At 67.8% G+C, this 18,014-nt stretch carries 13 protein-coding genes and 1 riboswitch; of the genes, 4 read left to right on the top strand and 9 right to left on the bottom strand.

All coding sequences use genetic code 11. The annotated features are described in order from the left end of the window. The first annotated feature begins 83 nt into the window (after positions 1 to 83). Positions 84 to 1,004, top strand: coding sequence for an aldo/keto reductase (locus HNP47_RS14195; RefSeq protein WP_311770082.1), 921 nt, complete (start codon positions 84 to 86; stop codon positions 1,002 to 1,004). On the opposite strand, the gene HNP47_RS14190 is transcribed toward HNP47_RS14195, so the two are convergent. Beyond that, positions 988 to 2,811 carry a TonB-dependent siderophore receptor gene (locus tag HNP47_RS14190; RefSeq protein WP_184280055.1) on the bottom strand — a complete coding sequence of 608 codons (1,824 nt, stop codon included), beginning with the start codon at positions 2,809 to 2,811 and terminating at the stop codon, positions 988 to 990. The genes HNP47_RS14195 and HNP47_RS14190 overlap by 17 nt on opposite strands. Before the next feature lie 144 nt (positions 2,812 to 2,955). After that, positions 2,956 to 3,165, bottom strand: a riboswitch (cobalamin riboswitch). 128 nt (positions 3,166 to 3,293) lie between these two features. Between HNP47_RS14190 and mutS the strand changes: the two genes are divergently transcribed. Further along, the gene (gene mutS, locus HNP47_RS14185) at positions 3,294 to 5,912 is read left to right on the top strand and encodes a DNA mismatch repair protein MutS (RefSeq protein ID WP_409360163.1); all 2,619 of its coding nucleotides are present in this window, start codon (positions 3,294 to 3,296) and stop codon (positions 5,910 to 5,912) included. A 60-nt stretch (positions 5,913 to 5,972) separates the two neighbouring features. Here the strand turns inward: mutS and lpdA are convergent, their stop codons facing one another. Both lpdA and HNP47_RS14175 read right to left on the bottom strand, forming a co-directional pair. Continuing rightward, the gene (lpdA, locus tag HNP47_RS14180; RefSeq protein ID WP_184280053.1) at positions 5,973 to 7,379 is read right to left on the bottom strand and encodes a dihydrolipoyl dehydrogenase; all 1,407 of its coding nucleotides are present in this window, start codon (positions 7,377 to 7,379) and stop codon (positions 5,973 to 5,975) included. A gap of 178 nt (positions 7,380 to 7,557) precedes the next feature. After that, positions 7,558 to 10,377: a TonB-dependent receptor gene (locus tag HNP47_RS14175; RefSeq protein ID WP_184280052.1), complete on the bottom strand. Its 2,820-nt coding sequence runs from the start codon at positions 10,375 to 10,377 to the stop codon at positions 7,558 to 7,560. A 241-nt stretch (positions 10,378 to 10,618) separates the two neighbouring features. Between HNP47_RS14175 and HNP47_RS14170 the strand changes: the two genes are divergently transcribed. Next, a complete protein-coding gene (locus HNP47_RS14170; protein WP_184280051.1) occupies positions 10,619 to 11,719 on the top strand; it encodes a phytase in 1,101 nt (366 codons plus the stop codon). Between the two features lie 104 nt (positions 11,720 to 11,823). Here HNP47_RS14170 and HNP47_RS14165 read toward each other — a convergent pair whose 3' ends face one another. The 6 genes from HNP47_RS14165 to HNP47_RS14140 all read right to left on the bottom strand — a co-directional run bounded on the left by HNP47_RS14165 (position 11,824) and on the right by HNP47_RS14140 (position 15,972). After that, on the bottom strand, positions 11,824 to 12,309 hold the full coding sequence (locus HNP47_RS14165) for a hypothetical protein (protein ID WP_184280050.1): 486 nt from the start codon (positions 12,307 to 12,309) through the stop codon (positions 11,824 to 11,826). A 148-nt stretch (positions 12,310 to 12,457) separates the two neighbouring features. Next, on the bottom strand, positions 12,458 to 12,730 hold the full coding sequence (locus tag HNP47_RS14160; RefSeq protein WP_184280049.1) for an HPr family phosphocarrier protein: 273 nt from the start codon (positions 12,728 to 12,730) through the stop codon (positions 12,458 to 12,460). Continuing rightward, positions 12,727 to 13,131, bottom strand: coding sequence for a PTS sugar transporter subunit IIA (locus HNP47_RS14155; RefSeq protein WP_017506133.1), 405 nt, complete (start codon positions 13,129 to 13,131; stop codon positions 12,727 to 12,729). Before HNP47_RS14155 ends, HNP47_RS14160 begins: the two co-directional genes overlap by 4 nt. Positions 13,132 to 13,251: 120 nt before the next feature. After that, entirely contained in the window at positions 13,252 to 13,680 is a 429-nt protein-coding gene (locus tag HNP47_RS14150; protein WP_184280048.1) for an HPr kinase/phosphorylase, read from the bottom strand. Beyond that, positions 13,677 to 15,299 (bottom strand): ATP-binding protein, encoded by a 1,623-nt coding sequence (locus tag HNP47_RS14145; protein WP_184280047.1) that lies wholly within the window; start codon positions 15,297 to 15,299, stop codon positions 13,677 to 13,679. Before HNP47_RS14145 ends, HNP47_RS14150 begins: the two co-directional genes overlap by 4 nt. Further along, a complete protein-coding gene (locus HNP47_RS14140; RefSeq protein ID WP_039243953.1) occupies positions 15,268 to 15,972 on the bottom strand; it encodes a response regulator transcription factor in 705 nt (234 codons plus the stop codon). Before HNP47_RS14140 ends, HNP47_RS14145 begins: the two co-directional genes overlap by 32 nt. Positions 15,973 to 16,226: 254 nt before the next feature. On the opposite strand from HNP47_RS14140, the gene HNP47_RS14135 reads away from it, so the two are divergent. Beyond that, positions 16,227 to 17,945, top strand: a complete 1,719-nt coding sequence (locus HNP47_RS14135) for a hypothetical protein (protein WP_184280046.1) — start codon at positions 16,227 to 16,229, stop codon at positions 17,943 to 17,945. Positions 17,946 to 18,014: the final 69 nt, after the last annotated feature.

Below are 18,014 nucleotides of genomic sequence, written 5' to 3'. Positions count from 1 at the left end.
TGCGCATATCAGCGGTGGATAAGTAGGGTTCGCTTAAGGTCTCGCTCAGCGTCCCTTAAGCATTGGCGATCATAGTGTCGGGCGTGTCGTATTCCCCCGCCACACCTTCGGCGTCGTCGCCCATCCATCGCCTGGCCCTCGCCGTGGTGACCGAGCCCGAGCGCGCGCCCGGCGCCTTCATGAGCGCGCCCTCCGGCGCCCGCGAAGAAGCCATGCGTTTTCTGCTGCAAACCGGAGCCGACGCTGGCGTCAAGCTGATCGCCACCCGGCCCGAGGGCGACGGCGAACGCCTGCTGGGTCAGGCCTGGCCCTTCCCCTCGCCTTTCCAGGTTACGGTCCGCACCGTGCCGCTCAGTGAAGGTCTGGACCGGGTCGAGGCCCGCGCTCGCCGCTCGCTGGAGCGGATGGGCCTGCCGCGCGGCGATGTTCTGCTGATTTCCAACGCCGCCGATCTGGCCGGCGCCGAGGGCCGCGCCCTGTGGGATCGCGCCCGCAGCCTGAAGGATCGCGGCCTGTTCCGCCGCATCGGTTTCTGCGCCACGATCGAGGACGGCCCCGCGCTTCTGGCCCGTCGTCTGGAAGCCGACGTGGTCCAGGTGCCGTGCAGCCTCTTGGACCAGCGTGCGGCCCAGGACGGCGTTCTGGAAGCCATCGCCGACACAGGCGCCTCGGTTCATCTGTCTTCGGTCTTCGCCGGCGGCCTGCTGTTTGCGGGCGGCGACGATCTTCCCGCCGAACTGGCCAGCTATGCCCAGGCCCTATCGCGCACGCGCCGGCGTCTGGCCGAGCAGCGTTGCGATCCGATGCAGGCGGCTCTGGGCTACGCCCTGGCCCTGCCCGGCGTCGACAAGGTCGTGGCCAGCGTCGCCTCCGCCGCCGAACTGCGCGCCATTCTGGCCGCCGCCCACGCCCCCTGTCCCAATCTGGACTGGGCGGCCCTGGCGCTCGAGGCGCCGGCGGCCTTCACCGCCGACGCCCGCGCCCGGATCAGTAGCGCAGCCTGATCCCCACATAGCCTGACCGTCCCGGCTCGCCGTATCCGAACACCTGCTGATAGTGTTCGTCGCCCAGGTTCTCGATCCGCGCCGTCAGGGTGACCTGGTCGGTCAGTTCATAGGCCGCGTTCAGATTGGCGGTGACGAAGCCGTCGCGCGCCACGGTCGAGAAGCCGCCCGAATCGTCCTGATCGCCTTCCGCCCGCACCGTCAGCGCGCCGGACAGACGGTCGCCCGTCCAGCCCAGGGTCGCTGAACCGGCATGTTCCGGCACGCGAAGCAGGCGCGCGCCCGTTGTGCGGTCCGTCGCGTCGGTCCAGGCATAGGCCAGCGTCAGGTCGAAACCGCCGCCCAGCAGGGCGCGGCCTTCCAGTTCGAACCCGTCCGACCGCGTCTTGGCGACGTTGATATAGCGACCGGCCGAATAGGTGATCTGGTCCTCGACGTTCAGGCGATAAAGGGTCGCCCGCCCGTCGAACCGACCGTCGGCCGAGGCCCAGCCCAAGGCGATCTCGACGCTGTCGGCCGTTTCCGGCTTCAGCTCGGGATAGGGCCGCGGCGCAAAGCAGAAGTCGCAGACCGCCTGGCTGACCGTCGGCGACTTGAAGCCCGTGCCGTAGGCGCCCGACAGGATGAAGCCGCCGGCTAAGTCGTACGCTGCCGACACCCGCCCCGTCGTCTTGGAACCGAAATCGTCGGTGTCGTCATACCGCAGTCCGCCGGTCAGGTTCAGCGCGCCGACATCGTACTGGGCCACGCCGAACACCGAAGTGATCGACAGATCGCGCGACAGGCCCGACGACAGGGCCGCCGAGGCCTCGTTCCGCTCGACGCCGAACGCATAGTCGATGTCCTGCGCCTGGCCATTCGCCTGCCAGCGATAGGCCTGACGGTCGCCGGTGAAGGTCGAGCCGAAGCCGCCGCTGACCGAGCTGCGATCCAGGTCCGACGCCGAGACGCTGAACTGATGGGTCAGGCCGAACGCCTTGGCCGTCACCCGGCCAAAGCCCGACCATTGCTCGCTTTCCTGGGTGTCGTCGGTGTCGGCCAGCGCATAGTTCGGCGCCGGGAAGCCGTCGATATCGGCCTTGGATTTGTTCCAGCGTACCGATCCATCGACCTTGACCGCATCGGACAGGACATATCGCCCCTTGGCGCCGAGCGTCGTGCTGCGGAAGCCGTCGGCCTCCGTATTGCCATCGGCCTCGTCCGCCGCTGAAATGCCGTCGGTGTCGAAGCGCGACGCATAGGCGCTGAAGGCATAGGTCTCGTTGGCGACCCCGGCCGACAAGCGGCCGCGCACGGTGTCGAAGCTGCCGGCCTCGGCCTCGGCGCGCAGGCCCTCGATCTCTTGCGTCGTGAACGAAATCACCCCGCCGATGGCGTCAGAGCCCCACAGCGACGACTGCGGGCCGCTCAGCACTTCGATCCGCGCGATATCGGCCAGTTCGAAGCTGGAGAAGTCATAGGCGCCGTTCGGCTCGGCCGCATCGTTGACCGGCGCGCCGTCGACCAGGACCAGGGTCTTGCCGGGCGTCGCCCCGCGCATCCGCACCTGGGCCACGCCGCCAAAGGCGCCCGAACGCGTCACCGACAGGCCCGGCACATCGGCCAGGATGTCGGCGGCGAAGATCGCGCCGCGCTGCGCGATGGTCTTGCCGTCGATGACGCGGGCCCCGGGCGTGTCGGCGACGATGGCCGGGATGCGGGTGGCGGTGACGATGACCTCGTCCAGCTGGGTCGCGTCCTCGGCAAAGGCAGGCGCGGCGAAGGCGGCGGCGATCGCGGCCGTCGAAAGAAGAATGGAACGCTTCATTGAGCGATATCCCCGTGTTCGGCCCCGCGAATGCGCGCGAGAGACCGTCATGAGCGAACCGACCCGCCAGACCGCTGAAGGTCTGGACGGCGCAAGGTCGGGTCGCTTCCACGGAGAAACCGCGCTGCTGTCTGGTCCCGGACAGGAGCGAGCGACGTCGGCGGCCAGGTCTCCTGGCTTGCGGGTCGTAAACCGCCGTCCTCGCCTTCCCAGTTGCCCAGTGGCGCCAGGATCGAAACCCCGGACGGACGACGCTCTCGCCGCCTACAGTTGCGGGCACAGCCACGGCGTCACACCGTGTTCCCTTAACCGCCTGACGCGGCCTATCGCAGGGCCGACAAGCCTGTGCAAGAGCCGGTCAACGGCCTTGAGCCGCCGGGCGCGATCCGTCACCCTGTGGCCACATGAACGCGCCTGCCAAATTCCCCGAAAATGGGCATCCCCCGGAAATCGCCGCCTCGCTGGAAGGCGCGACGCCGTTCATGGCGCAATATCTGACGGCCAAGGCGGGCCAGCCGGACGCCATCCTCTTCTTCCGTATGGGCGACTTCTACGAGCTGTTCTTCAAGGACGCCGAGGTCGCGGCGGCGGCGCTCGGCATCACCCTGACCAAGCGAGGCAAGCATCAGGGCGAGGACATTCCGATGGCCGGCGTGCCGGTCCATGCGATGGAGGGCTACCTCGCCCGCCTGATCCGCATCGGCCACAAGGTCGCCATCTGCGAACAGCTGGAAGACCCCGCCGAGGCCAAGAAGCGCGGCGGCAAGGCCGTGGTGCATCGCGGCGTGGTCCGGGTCGTCACCCCCGGCACCCTGACCGAAGACAGTCTGCTGGACGCGCGCGGCGCCAACCGTCTGGCGGCGGTCGCGGTGCGTAAAGGTCGAGCCGCCGTCGCCGTGGTCGAACTGTCGTCCGGCGCGGTCGACAGCGTCGCGTGTTCTATCGAAGACCTAGGCGCGGCCCTGGCCGCCTTCCGCCCGTCCGAAGTCCTGGTCACCGACCGGATGTATTCGGACGAGGCGACGCGCGACGCCCTGGACGGCTCGGGCGGCGTGGTCCAGGCGCTGGCCTCGGCCATCGCAGAACCCCAGGCCGCGCGCGCCCGCGTCGAACGCCTGTACGGCGTCTCGGCGCTCGACGGCTTCGGCGCCTTCGAGGAGGCCGAGGTCTCGGCGCTGGGTCTGATCGCCGCCTATCTGGAGACGACCCAGGCCGGCAAGGTCCCAGCCCTGGCCCCGCCGCGCCGTCTGGGCGAAAGCGGCTTTCTGGCCATCGACCCGGCGACCCGCGCCAGCCTTGAGATCGATCGCACCCAGCGCGGCGAGCGCGAGGGCAGCCTCCTGGCCTGCATCGACCGCAGCGTCACCTCGGGCGGCGCTCGGGCCCTGGCCGAACGCATCGCCCGGCCCCTGCGCGATCCCCTGGCCATCAACGAACAGCTCGACGCTGTCGAATGGCTCTTGGAGCGCCGCGACCTGCGCCGCGACCTGCGCGACGCGCTGAAGGCCTCGTCGGACATCGCCCGCGCCGTCGGACGTCTGGCGCTGGGTCGGGGCGGCCCGCGCGACCTGGCCGCCGTGCGCACCGGCCTGTCGATCGCCGAGGGCGTCGCCGGCCTGTTCGTGGGCCAGGTCGATCCCCTGACCGGCCAGCCGCGCCGCATCGCCGCGGCGCTGGACCGCCTGACCCTGTCGCCCGACGTCTCGCGGCTGAAGGCCGACCTCATCGACGGCCTGGTGGACGAGCCGTCCCATCTGGCGCGCGACGGCGGCTATGTGCGCCCCGACTATCGCCCCGAACTGGACGCCGCCCGCACCCTGCGCGACGACAGCCGCCGCGTCGTCGCCGATCTGGAGGCCCGCGCCGTCGCAGAGTCCGGCGTGCCGTTCAAGATCAAGCACAACGCCGTCCTGGGCTATTTCCTCGAAACCAGCGCCAAGGCCGCCGAAGCCTTGCTGCGCGCCGGGCCCGACAGCCCCTTCATCCACCGCCAGACCCTGGCGGCCCAGGTCCGTTTCACCACCGTCGAACTGTCGGAGCTGGACGCCAAGATCAGCCAGGCCGGCCACCGGGCGCTCGCCATCGAAGGCGAGACCTTCGAGGGCTGGCGACGCGAGGCCGCCCGCCTGGCCCAGCCGCTGCAAGCCGTCGCCGAGGCGCTCGCCGAACTGGACGCCCATGCCGCCCTCGCCGAATGGGCCCAGGAAGTCGGCGCGACCCGCCCGATCGTGGACGACACCCTGACCTTCTGCGTCGAGGCCGGCCGCCACCCGGTGGTCGAGGCGGCGGTCAAGGCGGGCGGCGATCCATACACCCCCAACAACGCCCGGCTGGACGGGTCGGGCCAGGACGGATCGCGCCTCGCCATCGTCACCGGCCCGAACATGGCCGGTAAGTCGACCTTCCTGCGCCAGAACGCCCTGCTGGTGATCCTGGCCCAGGCCGGCGCCTTCGTGCCTGCCCGCTCGATGCGGCTGGGCGTGGTGGACCGGCTGTTCAGCCGAGTAGGAGCCGGCGATGACCTGGCCCGAGGCCGCTCCACCTTCATGATGGAGATGGTCGAGACCGCCGCCATCCTGACCCAGGCCACGCCGCACAGCTTCGTCGTTCTGGACGAGATCGGGCGCGGCACCGCCACCTATGACGGTCTGGCCATCGCCTGGGCCACGGCCGAGGCCCTGCACGAGACCAACCGCGCCCGCACCCTGTTCGCCACCCACTATCACGAGCTGGCCCAGCTGGAGACGCGGCTGGACCACGTCTGCAACCTGTCCATGGTCGCGCGCGAGTGGAACGGCGAACTGGTCTTCCTGCACGAGGCGGCGCCCGGCGCGGCCGACCGCTCCTACGGCGTCCAGGTCGCCAAACTGGCCGGCGTTCCCGGCGCCGTCGTCGCCCGCGCCCGCTCGGTGCTCAACCGGCTGGAGGGCGAAAAGGCCGCCGCCGCCCGCCTGGACGACCTGCCCCTGTTCGCCGTCGCCGAGCCGGAACCGATGCGCGGCCCCTCGCCCGTGGAACTGGCCCTGCGCGACGTCGACCCCGACGACCTGACCCCCCGCGAGGCGCTGGAGGCGCTCTATCGGCTAAAAGGTCTGGCCTGATGTGACAAAGGCCCGGACGTCGCCGTCCGGGCCTTGCTTGCAGTGTCGATCCGTTTCGGATCAGGCCTGCATCATCCAGCCTTCGACATCCATGGCCGCCTGACGAACGGCTTCGGAACGGGTCGGGTGGGCGTGGCAGGTGCGGGCGATGTCTTCCGACGCGCCGCCGAAGCTCATGGTGATGGCGGCTTCGTGGATCATCTCGCCGGCCTGCGGACCCATGATGTGGACGCCCAGCACCTTGTCGGTCGCGGCGTCGGCCAGAACCTTCACGAAGCCGTCGGTCTCGTGATTGATCTTGGCGCGGCTGTTGGCGGTGAAGGGGAATTTGCCCTTCTTGTACTGAACGCCGGCCGCCTTCAGCTGGTCCTCGGTCTGACCGACCCAGGCCACTTCGGGGAAAGTGTAGACGACGCTGGGCACCAGCGCATAGTCGACGTGGCCGTATTTGCCGGCGATGGTGTCGATCACGGCGACCGCGTCTTCTTCCGCCTTGTGCGCCAGCATCGGACCGTGGGTCACGTCGCCGATCACCCAGACGCCATCAGCCACCTTGAAGTGGTCATGATCGATGAAGCCGCGCTTGTCCGGCGTCACGCCGACGCTCTCCAGACCCAGACCGTCCGTGTACGGACGACGGCCGATGGCGACCAGCACTACGTCGCCCTTGATCGTCTCGGCGGCGCCGCCGGCCGACGGCTCGACAGTCAGTTCCACCCCGTCCTTGCCCGACTTGGCGCCGGTGACCTTGGCGCCCAGTTTGAAGCTCATGCCCTGTTTGGTCAGGGTGCGCTGGAAGGCGGTGGCGACCTCGGTGTCCATGCCGGGCGTGATCCGGTCCAGGAACTCGACCACCGTGACCTCGGCGCCCAGACGGCGCCAGACCGAGCCCAGCTCCAGGCCGATGATGCCGGCGCCGACCACGATCAGCTTCTTGGGCACGGCTGGCAGCGACAGGGCGCCGGTGGAATCGATGACCTTGCCGTCCTCGAAGGCGACGCCGGGCAGAGGGGTCGGCTCCGAGCCGGTGGCGATGACGATATTCTTGGCGTCCAGCGTCTGGACCGAGCCGTCGGCGGCGGTCACCTCGACCTTGCCCTTGCCGACGATCTTGCCCTTGCCCTTGATCCAGTCGGCCTTGTTCTTCTTGAACAGGAACTCGATCCCCTTGGTCAGGGCCGTGACGCTGTCATCCTTGGCCTTGTGCATCTGGTCCAGGTGCAGCTTGGGCTGGACCTCGATGCCGATCTTGGCGAACTCGGTATTGGCGGCGTTCCACAGTTCCGACGCGTGCAGCAGGGCCTTGGACGGCATGCAGCCCACGTTCAGGCAGGTGCCGCCCAGCGTCGAACGCATCTCCACGCAGGCGACCTTCAGGCCCAGTTGGCCCGCCCGGATCGCGGCGTTATAGCCGCCAGGGCCTCCGCCGATGATGACGACGTCGTAGGCGGCGGTGGCTTCGGCCATGGTATCCTCTGGTCTTCTGGCGCGCGGGGAAAGGCGCGCGGACACTAGCGCCGACCCCGCACGGGTCAACCGCTGGACCCCATATGGGGCCGCGTTTCGAGCAATTGCAGAGGCGGAAACCACGAAAAAGGGCCGGACGTCGCCGCCCGGCCCCTTCGATCATGTCTGACCGGCGCGCTCAGAGCTTGAAGCGCACGCCCAGGAAGACGTTGTAGCCGAACTTCTCGTACTCGTAGGTCCGCTCCTTGACGCCGTAGTAGCGCACGCCCGCGCTGTCGGTCAGGTTCTTGGCCTCGCCGAACACTTCCACCCCGTTGCCGAAGTCGTAGCTGGCGGTGAAGTCCAGTTGTTCGCGGCCCTCGACATAGAGGTCCAGATCGGCGTCGTCGGCGTTGATCTCTTCCAGATAGTCCCCACGCTTGGTGTAGGACAGGCGCGCGCTGAACCCGGCCATTTCGTAGAAGAGGGCGGCGTTGTAGTTCGTGTCCGACTGGCCCGGCAGGGAGAAGGTGTCGCGACCGCCATAGGACTGGGCCGTTTTGATCTCGGCGTCGGTCCAGGTGTAGTTGCCGAAGACGCCGAAGCCCGACAGCAGGCCCGGCAGGAAATCAAACTTCCGCTGCAGGTTAAGTTCCAGGCCCGCCAAATGGCCTTCGGGCGCATTAATCGGGGTGTCGAAGTCGGCGTCGTACACCGTGCCGTCGATGGTCACCGGCTCGCTGTATTTAAGGGTGTAGCGATAGTCGGTCAGGTCCTTGTAGAAGGCGTTCGCCGACACAACGCCCAGCGAGGCGAAGTAATATTCCAGGCCCAGGTCGATATTGTTCGACAGGGCCGGCTGCAGATCCGGGTTGCCGATCTCGTAAGAGATGTCGGACCCATCGGTTTCCTCGATGCGACGCGGCACGATCTCGCTGAACTCCGGACGCGAGATCGAGCGCGTCAGGGCGAAGCGGCCGATCAGATTGTCCGAAAAGGCGTGACGCACCGTCAGGTTCGGGAAGAACTCGGTGTCGTCCCGGCTGACCTTGGCCATCTGGAACGGAGCGCTGCCGTCGTTGTCGATCAGGGCCGCAGCTTCACCGTCGAACTTGGTGTTCTCCACACGAAGGCCGACAATGACGTTCGTCGCGCCGATGTCGAAGCGCGCCTGGGCATAGCCCGCCAGAATGTCTTCCTGGGCGCTGTAATCGGCCGCGATCGAATCCGGCAACCGGATGGGCGAGGCGGCGCGCACGCGCGCGAAATAGTCGTCGGCCTTTCCAGCGTCGAACTTGAAGCCGAGGTCGTAATCATAGTTGCGCGACGGACGGTCGCTCAGCATCGAAGCCAGCGTGCCAGGGCTCGCGGCGGCGGCGCGGTTGCGATAGCGCTGCTCGTCGGCGTTGATCTCGCGGGTGTTGAACTTGGCGCCGACCTTCCAGGTCACGTCACGTCCGCCGAACTGGCTGGGCAGCTCGAAGTTGGTTTTGAAAGCGACGTCTTCCTGCTTGGTCGTATTCTCGCGGAAGGCGTTCTCGCGGAAGCTGAACCGCGTCGGGTCGCGATAGAAGCCCGCCGGATCGCTGAACACCGAATAGGTCGGCATATAGTGATCGCCGGTGTCGTAGCTCAGCGTCGTGCCGCTGGAGCGGTACAGCAGCTCGTTGCGGTTCGGATAGGATTGCTCGCTGTCGGCCCATGACAGGCTGGCGTCCCAGACCGCGCCGTTTGCAAACGTCTTCTCGCCGCCCGCGACGAGGGTGGTGATGTCATTCTTCTGCGTGCGGTGACGCAGCTGGCGGGTGATGCGCGCGCCGGTGTAAGTCGCCGTTGTGTTCGTCGCGCCCGGCTGCAGCGTCCCGTCCGAATAGATCAGCCCCAGAGTGTTTCGGTATTCGTCGTCCTCGAACTGGGCGAACGACCCCCGCAGATAGGCTCGGACGTCATCGGAAGGCCGCCATTCCAGAGCGCCGGTCACGGCCTGACGGGTGCGCTTGGTCTCGTAATCCTTGAACAGGGTTTCTTCGAGCACGAAGACATCGGCGCCGTTCTGCTCTTCCTTCACCCAGGCGTTCTCGACGTTGTCGGGCCGGCGGTTGGTTTCGGAATAGCTGACGGACAGCAGGGCGCCGAAGGTCTCGTTTGCGAAAACGTTGGACGCAGCGGCGCCGGCGCGAATGTCCTCGCCGCCATAGTCGTTATAGCTCCCGCCGGCATAGCCGCTGATGGCCAGGCGACGACGGTCGAACGGCGAACGGGTCTTGATGTTGACGGCGCCGGCGATGGAATCGGCTTCCTGGCTGGGCAGCAGCGTCTTGGAGACCTCGATGTTGGCGACGATGTCGCTGGGCAGGGTGTCCAGGTCGACGGCGCGGGTGCCGGGATCGACGGCGGGAACCTGCACCCCGTCCACCGACACGGCGGTGAAGGCGGCCGGCGCGCCGCGCACATTGATGTAGCGGCCTTCGCCCTGGTCGCGCTGGATGGCGATGCCTTGGACGCGTTGCAGCGATTCCGCCACGTTCGGGTCGGGGTAGCGGCCAATGGCGTCGGCCGACAGGACGTTGACCGTGCCGTCGGCGTTTTTCTGCTGGTTCAGCGAGCGGGCGACGCCGTCGGTGATGACGCCGGTCACGATGACATCGGCCACGTCGGTGGCGGATTGGGCGCCCAGGACGATGGCGACATTGGCGTCTTCGCCCGGCGTGGTCACGACCGTCTGGCTGGTCGAGGGCAGGCCCAGATAATTGACCTCCAGCACCATGGCGCCGCTGGCGGTCGGCAGGGTGAACTCGCCCTGGGTGTTGGTTACGGCCCGCTGGCTGGTCCCGCGCACCAGAACCTCGGCGCCCGGCAGGGGTGCGCCGGCGGCGTTGGTCACCCGGCCGTAGATCACGTCGCCGGCGACCGCAGTTGAGGCCGAGGCCACGGCGTCGACATCGGCATGGGCGGGCATGGCCAGCGGCGCCAGGATCATCGGCGCCAAGGCAGCGCCCATCAACAGGTTCAGTTTCATGTCAGGTCCCCTTCGGCGAGCGACGTTTCGCTTCAGCCGATGGAGGGGCCGCTTAACCTTGGGCGGCGACGCGACCGCGACGATTCCACGACGCCCAGTTCGCGGTTTTCCGACGGAACGGCGACGCTTGATCCCTTGACGGAACATCAGTCATCGAACCGACGCCGAACCGTCACGCCCTCGCCGTTGACCCACACGCGGCGTGGCCACAGGGACGCGTTCAGATCGTCCGGAGACCGACATGCGCCCTTCCCTCGCCCGCTCGCTGAGCGCCTGCGCCGCCTTGGCTCTGCTCGCCGCCTGCGCCACGCACGAGGTCGATTATCAGGGCGAGGGCGCGGGCCTGGTCGGCCCCGGCGCCCCGATTATGGCCGTGCTGGAAACCCCGTCGGTCGGCACGGCGGGTCAGGACGCCGCCGACGACCCCGCCGTATGGGCCAGCGCTTCGCCGGTCACGATCATGGGTCAACAAACCCCGGGCTTCATCGCCGGCACGGACAAGAAGTCCGGCCTCTACATCTACGGCTTCGACGGCCAGATCCTGCAGTTCCTGCCCGAGGGCCTGCTGAACAATGTCGATGTGGTCGAGGGCCTGTCGGTCGGCGGCCATCCGCAGGTGGTGCTGGGCGCCAGCGACCGCACGCCGGGCAAGACGGGCATCGCCCTCTACACCTTCGACCCGGCCGGGACCGGCCAGAACGGCGTGCGCTATTGGGGCGCGGTCGCCACCGACGTGGTCGAACCCTACGGCTTCTGCTTTGCGCGTCGCGGCGCCGAGGTCCACGCCATTCTGGTCGGGCACGAGGGCGAGCTGCGCCAGTTCGTCCTGGGCGTGGACGCCGCCGGCCAGCCCACGGCGCGTCTGGTCCGCCGCGCCGAGATCGGAACCATCTCCGAAGGCTGCGCGGCCGACGAGGCCACCGACGCCCTCTATATCAACGAGGAGAACGTCGGCCTGTGGCGCTATGGCCTGAACCCGGCATCCGGCGCGGCCCGCACCCTGATCCAGCCCATCGCCAAGGACATCCTGGTCGCCGACGCTGAAGGCCTGACGACGATCACCGACGCCTCGGGCCGCTATCTGATCGCCTCCAGCCAGGGCGACTCCACCTTCCCCGTCTGGCGCATCGACGGCGCAGCGCCCGAATACAAGGGCCGGTTCAAGGTCGTGGACGGCGCCGTCGACGGCGTCACCGGCACCGACGGCCTGGCGGCCGCCAGCGGTCAGGTCGGCCCCTTCCCCGACGGCCTCGTCGTCGTCCAGGACGACGTCAACGATATCGGCACCCAGAACTTCAAATACGTCGACTGGCGCGACATCCGACGGGCGCTGGGGCTGTAACTCCCGACCCGGTCCTTCCGGGAAGACTCGCCAATAACGGTACCGCATCAAGCCGCGGTTTGAAGGTCCAGAAGTCGGTGTCGAAGCGAAGACTGCTCGCGACCCTAATGAGACTTTCGACGTCCTAGGCAGAAGAAGCGTTCAGCGGCCTGAACGACCCAACCCCGCAGACCTGAAGAGGGGCGATCACTTCCCACGGACTTTGCCCTTCGAGCGCGTGCATGATGTGCGAAGTACTCACCGTACTCGCCACGTCCATCAAAGCTCTCGGGGGAATAACCTTCCGGCTGCAACTGGACCGACCGAGCTTTCATCCTCTCCCACTCGCCTTCATAGCAAAGGTTAAAGTCGAATAGACTCGCCATAATGGCGGCCACGTGGAGAAACTCCGCATCCTGAGAATGCTCTCGCCCGAAAAACTCGAAGATGGCTCCCCACAGTTTTTCTGCGTCGGGATCAAATTCCATGCCCGTGAGGAACCGTGGCTCCGCCCCGTGCATCCACACGAAGTAGAGCAGATGAAGTGCGTCTTCACGCACGCATGTCCCGCTCTGCCAAACTGACTTGAGCCGCCTGTACTCAGCTTCCATGGAACCCTCCGGACCACGCGCACGCTGGTCTAGCATGGTCTGATCGGCGTCCGCCTTCCACCCCGAGCAGACAGTCGGAATGTCAGCCGTATTGCCCGGCGGCCGGCCTTTTAAGCTTAGGCATAACCTCAAAAATAACGGTCGCCGCCTACTGATCCTCGTCGAACTTCCGCGCGACCAGGTTCGCCAGGGCTTCCATGGCCTCTTCGGCGTCCGGGCCTTCGGCGGAGACGTCGATGCTGCAGCCGATGCCGGCGCCCAGCATCAGCAGGCCCATGATCGAGCGGGCGTCCACCGTCACGCCGTCGCGGGTGACGTGGATCTCGCTTTCGAAGCTGGAGGCCAGTTTGACGAACTTGGCCGAGGCGCGGGCGTGCAGGCCACGCGTATTGCAGATGTTCATTGTCGCGGTGACGGTCATTTTTCGCCTGCGAGCACCCAGGAGGCGACGGAGATGTATTTGCGCCCGGCGTCCTGCGCATGGGCCACGCAGGATTCCAGCGTCTCGCGTCCTCGAACGCTGGCCAGTTTGATCAGCATGGGCAGGTTCAGCCCGGCGATAACCTCGGCGCGCGTCTGCTCCATCACCGAGATGGCCAGGTTGGACGGCGTACCGCCGAACATGTCGGTCAGCAGGATGACCCCTTCGCCATCGTCCACGGCCGCGGCCGCATCGACGATGTCGCGACGCCGCCGCTCCATGTCGTCGTCAGGCCCGATGCAGATGGCCGCGACGCCGCGCTGCGGGCCGACCACATGCTCCATGGCGGAGAGAAACTCGGACGCCAACCCGCCGTGGGTGACGATCACCAGACCGATCATGAGGACTTCACTCGCATCCCGCCCCGAACCGTCCCAGGCATTCCCCCGCCCGGCAAGGGAGGCCGGACGCCGCCCTCTATGGACCGCAAGGGGCGTGTCATAGACCCGTCTTTCGGGGTTTCAAAGCGTCTCCAACGCCGCTGCGACCACATCGACGGCCGAGGCGGGTCGGGGATCCAGCGCCAGCAGGGGCAGATCGACCCCCGCGAAAGCCCGTGTTCGCGGCTCCGGAAGCCGTTCGACCCCTTCCGCCACACAGGCCACGGCCAGCGCCACGCGACAGACCGGGCGTGTTCTGGCGGCCACGATTCCGAGGCCGCGCACCTCGATCCGACCCGCGATGGAGGCCGGCGCCGACGCATGAACGGCCCCGTCCGAGGCCCAGACCTGTGTGTAGTCGTCGCTGACCAGCCGCCAGCCGCGCCCGATCAGCCGCAGCGCCAGATCACTCTTGCCCGCGCCCGAGGGTCCCAGGATCATCACCCCCTGCCAGGCCCCGCGCCGGCGCACGGCGACGGTGGTGGCGTGGACCGGCTGGTCCGGGGTCATGGCCGGCGGCCGACCGACGGGAAGACGATCTCGAACCGCGCGCCGCCCCCGCCCTGGTCATTGGTCTTGTTTTCGGCGTGGACGCGACCGCCATGCGCCTCGACGATCTGACGCACGATGGACAAGCCCAGGCCCGAGTTGGAGCCGAACACCGCCCCCTTGGGCCGCGAGGTATAGAACCGCTCGAACACCGTCTCCAGGTTCTCGGCCGGAATGCCCGGCCCCTGGTCCTCGACCCGGACCCGGATCGGCAGATCGTCCCCGATGTCCTCCAGCGTCACCCGGACCACGCCGCCTGGGGGGCTGAACGAGCGGGCGTTGTCGATCAGGTTGCGGAACACCTGCCCCAACGGCCCATCGCGCCCCATGACCCGCAGGGCCTGTTCGGGCGCCGTGAGCACGACCGGAATGTCGCCGGGCTTGGCCGTCGTCTCATAGACGCCGACGATATCGACCAGCAGCCGGTTCAGATCGACCGGCCGCGGTCGATCGCGCGACAACTCCGCATCCAGCCGCGAGGCGTTGGAGATGTCGGTGATCAGCCGGTCCAGCCGACGCACGTCCTGCTGCAACAGCGCCGTCAGCTTCTCGCGGTGCGCATCGGTCTTGACCAGCGGCAGGGTCTCCAGCGCCGACCGGATCGAGGTCAGGGGATTCTTGATCTCGTGCGACACATCGGCCGCGAACCGTTCGATGGCGTCCATCCGCGTCGACAGGGTGTCGGTCATCGATTCCAGCGACCGCGCCAGATCGCCGATCTCATCCTTGCGATCCTCGAGGTCCGGCAGGGAGATGGCCCGCGCGCGTTGCAGCTTCACCTGATCCGCCGCCGCCGACAGCCGCATGATCGGTCGCGCCACGAACAGATGCAGCAGCAGCGATCCCAAGAGATTGACCCCCAACGCCACCAGGGCGAACGGGAACAGCGCCTGCCGCTGGGCGCCCAGGATTTCGTCCACGTCCCCGGATTCGACGGTCAGCACGCCCAGCACCTGACGCACATGGCGCACGGGAATGGACACGGAGACGACGCGGTCGCCGGATTCGTTGCGGCGCAGGGTCGATTGGGGCGAGCCGTCCAGCGCCGCCGCCACCTCGGCCGCCAGTTCGCTGTCGGCGCGCGCGACCCGGCGCTCGGACAGCAGATTGGCCTTGGCGGCGTCCTCGGTCGCCGTTCCCGCCGGCTGCGCGTCGGGCAGGGGCCGCCCCCCGATGGCCTCGGTCACCTGATAGCTGTCGACCAGCAACAGGCCGTTCACATCATACAGCCGCACCCGCTGGCCCGCCGGGATGAACCGGTCGGTCAGCCAGATCGATGCGCGGATGGGGTCCAGCTCGGGCGTCGGCTCGCCCCGCGTCACGCCTTCTTCGCGCAACACATTGGCCAGCAGCTCGGCCTGAACCGTCAGGGATTCCTGACGCGCCTCGATCAGGCCGGGACGCCATTCATTGATCGCCAACGCCCCGCCGAACAGGATCAGCAGGCTGAGCAGATTGAGCACCAGGATGAAGCCGCCCAGCCGCGATCCGCCGAAGCGGAACAACGGCCGGCGCTGGGGCTCCTCGTCGGGCTCGCGCCCGCCCGGTTCAGCTCTCGCGGTAGCGGTAGCCGACGCCATACAGGGTCTCGATCGCGTCGAACTCATTGTCCACGGCGCGGAACTTCTTGCGCATCCGCTTCACGTGGCTGTCGATGGTGCGGTCGTCGACATAGACCTGGTCGTCGTAGGCGGCGTCCATCAGGTTGTCGCGGCTCTTCACGAAGCCCGGACGCTGGGCCAGGGCCTGCAGCAGCAGGAACTCGGTCACCGTCAGCTTGACGGGCTTGCCGTCCCAGGTCGACTCGTGGCGCGCCGGGTCCATCGACAGTTTGCCGCGCTTGATCGCCCGGCCCGAGACCTCGGCCGCCGATTCCGGTTCGCCGCCATCGGCGCCCGTCCGGCGCAGCAGCGCCTTGACCCGCTCGATCAGCAGACGCTGGCTGAAGGGTTTGTGGATGTAGTCGTCCGCGCCCAGGTTGAAGCCCAGGATCTCGTCGATCTCCTCGTCCTTGGACGTCAGCATGATCACCGGGATCTGCGAGGTCTGGCGCAGGCGACGCAGCACCTCCATCCCGTCCATGCGCGGCATCTTCACGTCCAGGATCGCCAGATCGGGCGGCGAGGATTCCAGCGCGGCCAGACCCGAGGCCCCGTCGTGATAGGCGGTGATCTTGTGGCCATGGCTTTCCAGCGCCAGCGAAACGGACGCCACGATGTTCTCGTCGTCATCGACCAGAGTGATGTTGGCCAAGGGTGTCTTCTCCTGAACTTTACGTTCCCGCGAGCAAGAACGCACAGCAAGCGTAACCGTTCGATCTCGGTCACATTAGGGCTAGAGCGTTTCGGGCCGAATGAAAATCGCCTGCAACCCGAAAGCGGTTCGGTGACAGCCAGATGGTCACGGCGCCGCCTCGTTTCAACGCGCACACGCCGTCGCTTCGGCGCGCTCAGAAACATTCGGCTTCGAAAACCTCGCCTTAAAGGCTTGGGGTGCAGGATCGGCCCATGGCGGGTCCGATCCATTACGAAGTCTATGTGCGCAAGAGCGCCCCGTCGTCGTGGACGCTGCTGATCGCGACCGAAGACCGCAAACACGCCATCGAGACCGCCGAGGAACAGCTTCGGGACCGTTTCGCCATCGCCTCGCGCGTGACCAAGGAGACGCTGGACCCCGAGACGATGGAGTTCAGCTCCCTGACCATCCTGACCCTGGGCGCGCCGGAGGAGCGAAAGAAGAAGGTCGCCGACAAGGCGGTCCCGCCGGCCTGCAGCAGTCCGGCCGAACTCTATTCGCCCCATGCCCGCGCGCTAATCGGCCGGGTGCTGGAGGACTGGCTGAAACGAGAGGGGGTGACCGCCTTCGAACTGCTGCATCGCCCCGATGTCGCCGAACGGCTGGAGGCGGCCGGGGTCGAGCTGCAGCACGCCATCCAGAAGGTCGCGGTCCCCGAAAGCCAGGCCACGGGCCAGGAGGTGCACAGCGTCGTGCGCCACTATCAAAAGCTGACCGAACAGGCGATGGCCCGGCTGCGCAAGGCCGGACGCGACGGCCTGTTCCCCGCGCTGGACGACCGCTCCATCGCCGATCTGGCGCATCGGCTGACCGGCGCGCCGGATCGGGCGCTGCGGATGGGCGGGGTGGTCGCCGGCGCGCTGAAGGATCGGCGCGGCGCCCGTGATCGCCTGACCGTGCTGATGGATTTGATGGACGCCGCGCCCGCCGACGGCCCGCCGCGCGCCCTGGTCGTGGTGGTGGTCGAGCAGATCGTGGCTGAAATGCTGGCCGTGCGCACCAACCTGACCGAGATTTTGGGCCCGTCACTGGACCAGGGCGCTAATCTGGCGGCCATCGTCCGCATGGTCGCGCCGGACGAGATGGACGCCCTGTTGCGGATGGACCCGCGTCTCGCCCTGATGATGCCCCAGGTCGAAGGGCCGGCCGCGCGCCTGGGCCTGCATCTGGCCTCGGGCGAGTTTCCGCTTCTGGCCGCGTCCCTGGCCCGTCTCGTCACCCGCGAACTGACCAGCCAGCGCCGCCTTCGGCCCCATGATCCGGTCGGAGAGATCGACATCCTGCGTCTGCTGGCCATGGCCCTGACGGCCTCCGCCGGACGACTGCTGACGCTGGAAGAGGTTCAGACCGCCTTTGTCGAACGCTCCAAGAGCCTGGTCACGGCCGATTTCGTCGGCGCCTACGTCAACCCCTGCCCGACGGTCCTGGCCGAGGCCGAGCAGCTGACCCGCCTGTGCGAGAACGTGACCGGCGGGGCCAACAAACGCGCCGCCGCGCGCTGGCTCAGCGCCTGTATTGGCTCGCTGCGTTTTGAAACCGAGATCCGCCAGTCCGTCCCGGGCGGCCCCAGCGCTTCGCACAAGCTGGCCACGCTGGCCCGGCTTCAACGCTCGGTCCAGGCCGCGCATTTGGCCGATCACGACCAAACCCAGATCATGGACGTCATCGGCGCGGTCGGCGCCAGTCTGGAGGCCGACGCAAAGCTGGTGGCCCAGATCGTCCGCGCCCAGGCGGCTGCGCCTCAGAAGCTGACGGCCCTGCTGAAACTGGCCACCGGGGAAGCCGGCCCCCTGGGCCCCGTCGCCGACCGCGCTCGCGCCGAGGCCATAAGGCTGCTGCGCTCGCCCGACGTCCGCACCGCCCTGACCGCCGCCCCGCAAAACGTCGCGGCGTTGCGAGGCCTCATGCAGCAGGCGGGCCTGGCGGCGTAAGGTTCATCGACCTTCGAGAAGACAGGCCTCTCCATTCGTCATTCCGGGGCGTCCGAAGGACGAACCCGG

The organism is Brevundimonas vesicularis (assembly GCF_014204545.1).
GTDB classification, from domain to species: domain Bacteria; phylum Pseudomonadota; class Alphaproteobacteria; order Caulobacterales; family Caulobacteraceae; genus Brevundimonas; species Brevundimonas vesicularis_B.
Note: the sequence above shows the minus strand (reverse complement) of the source record. Positions and strands in the feature narration are given on the sequence as shown.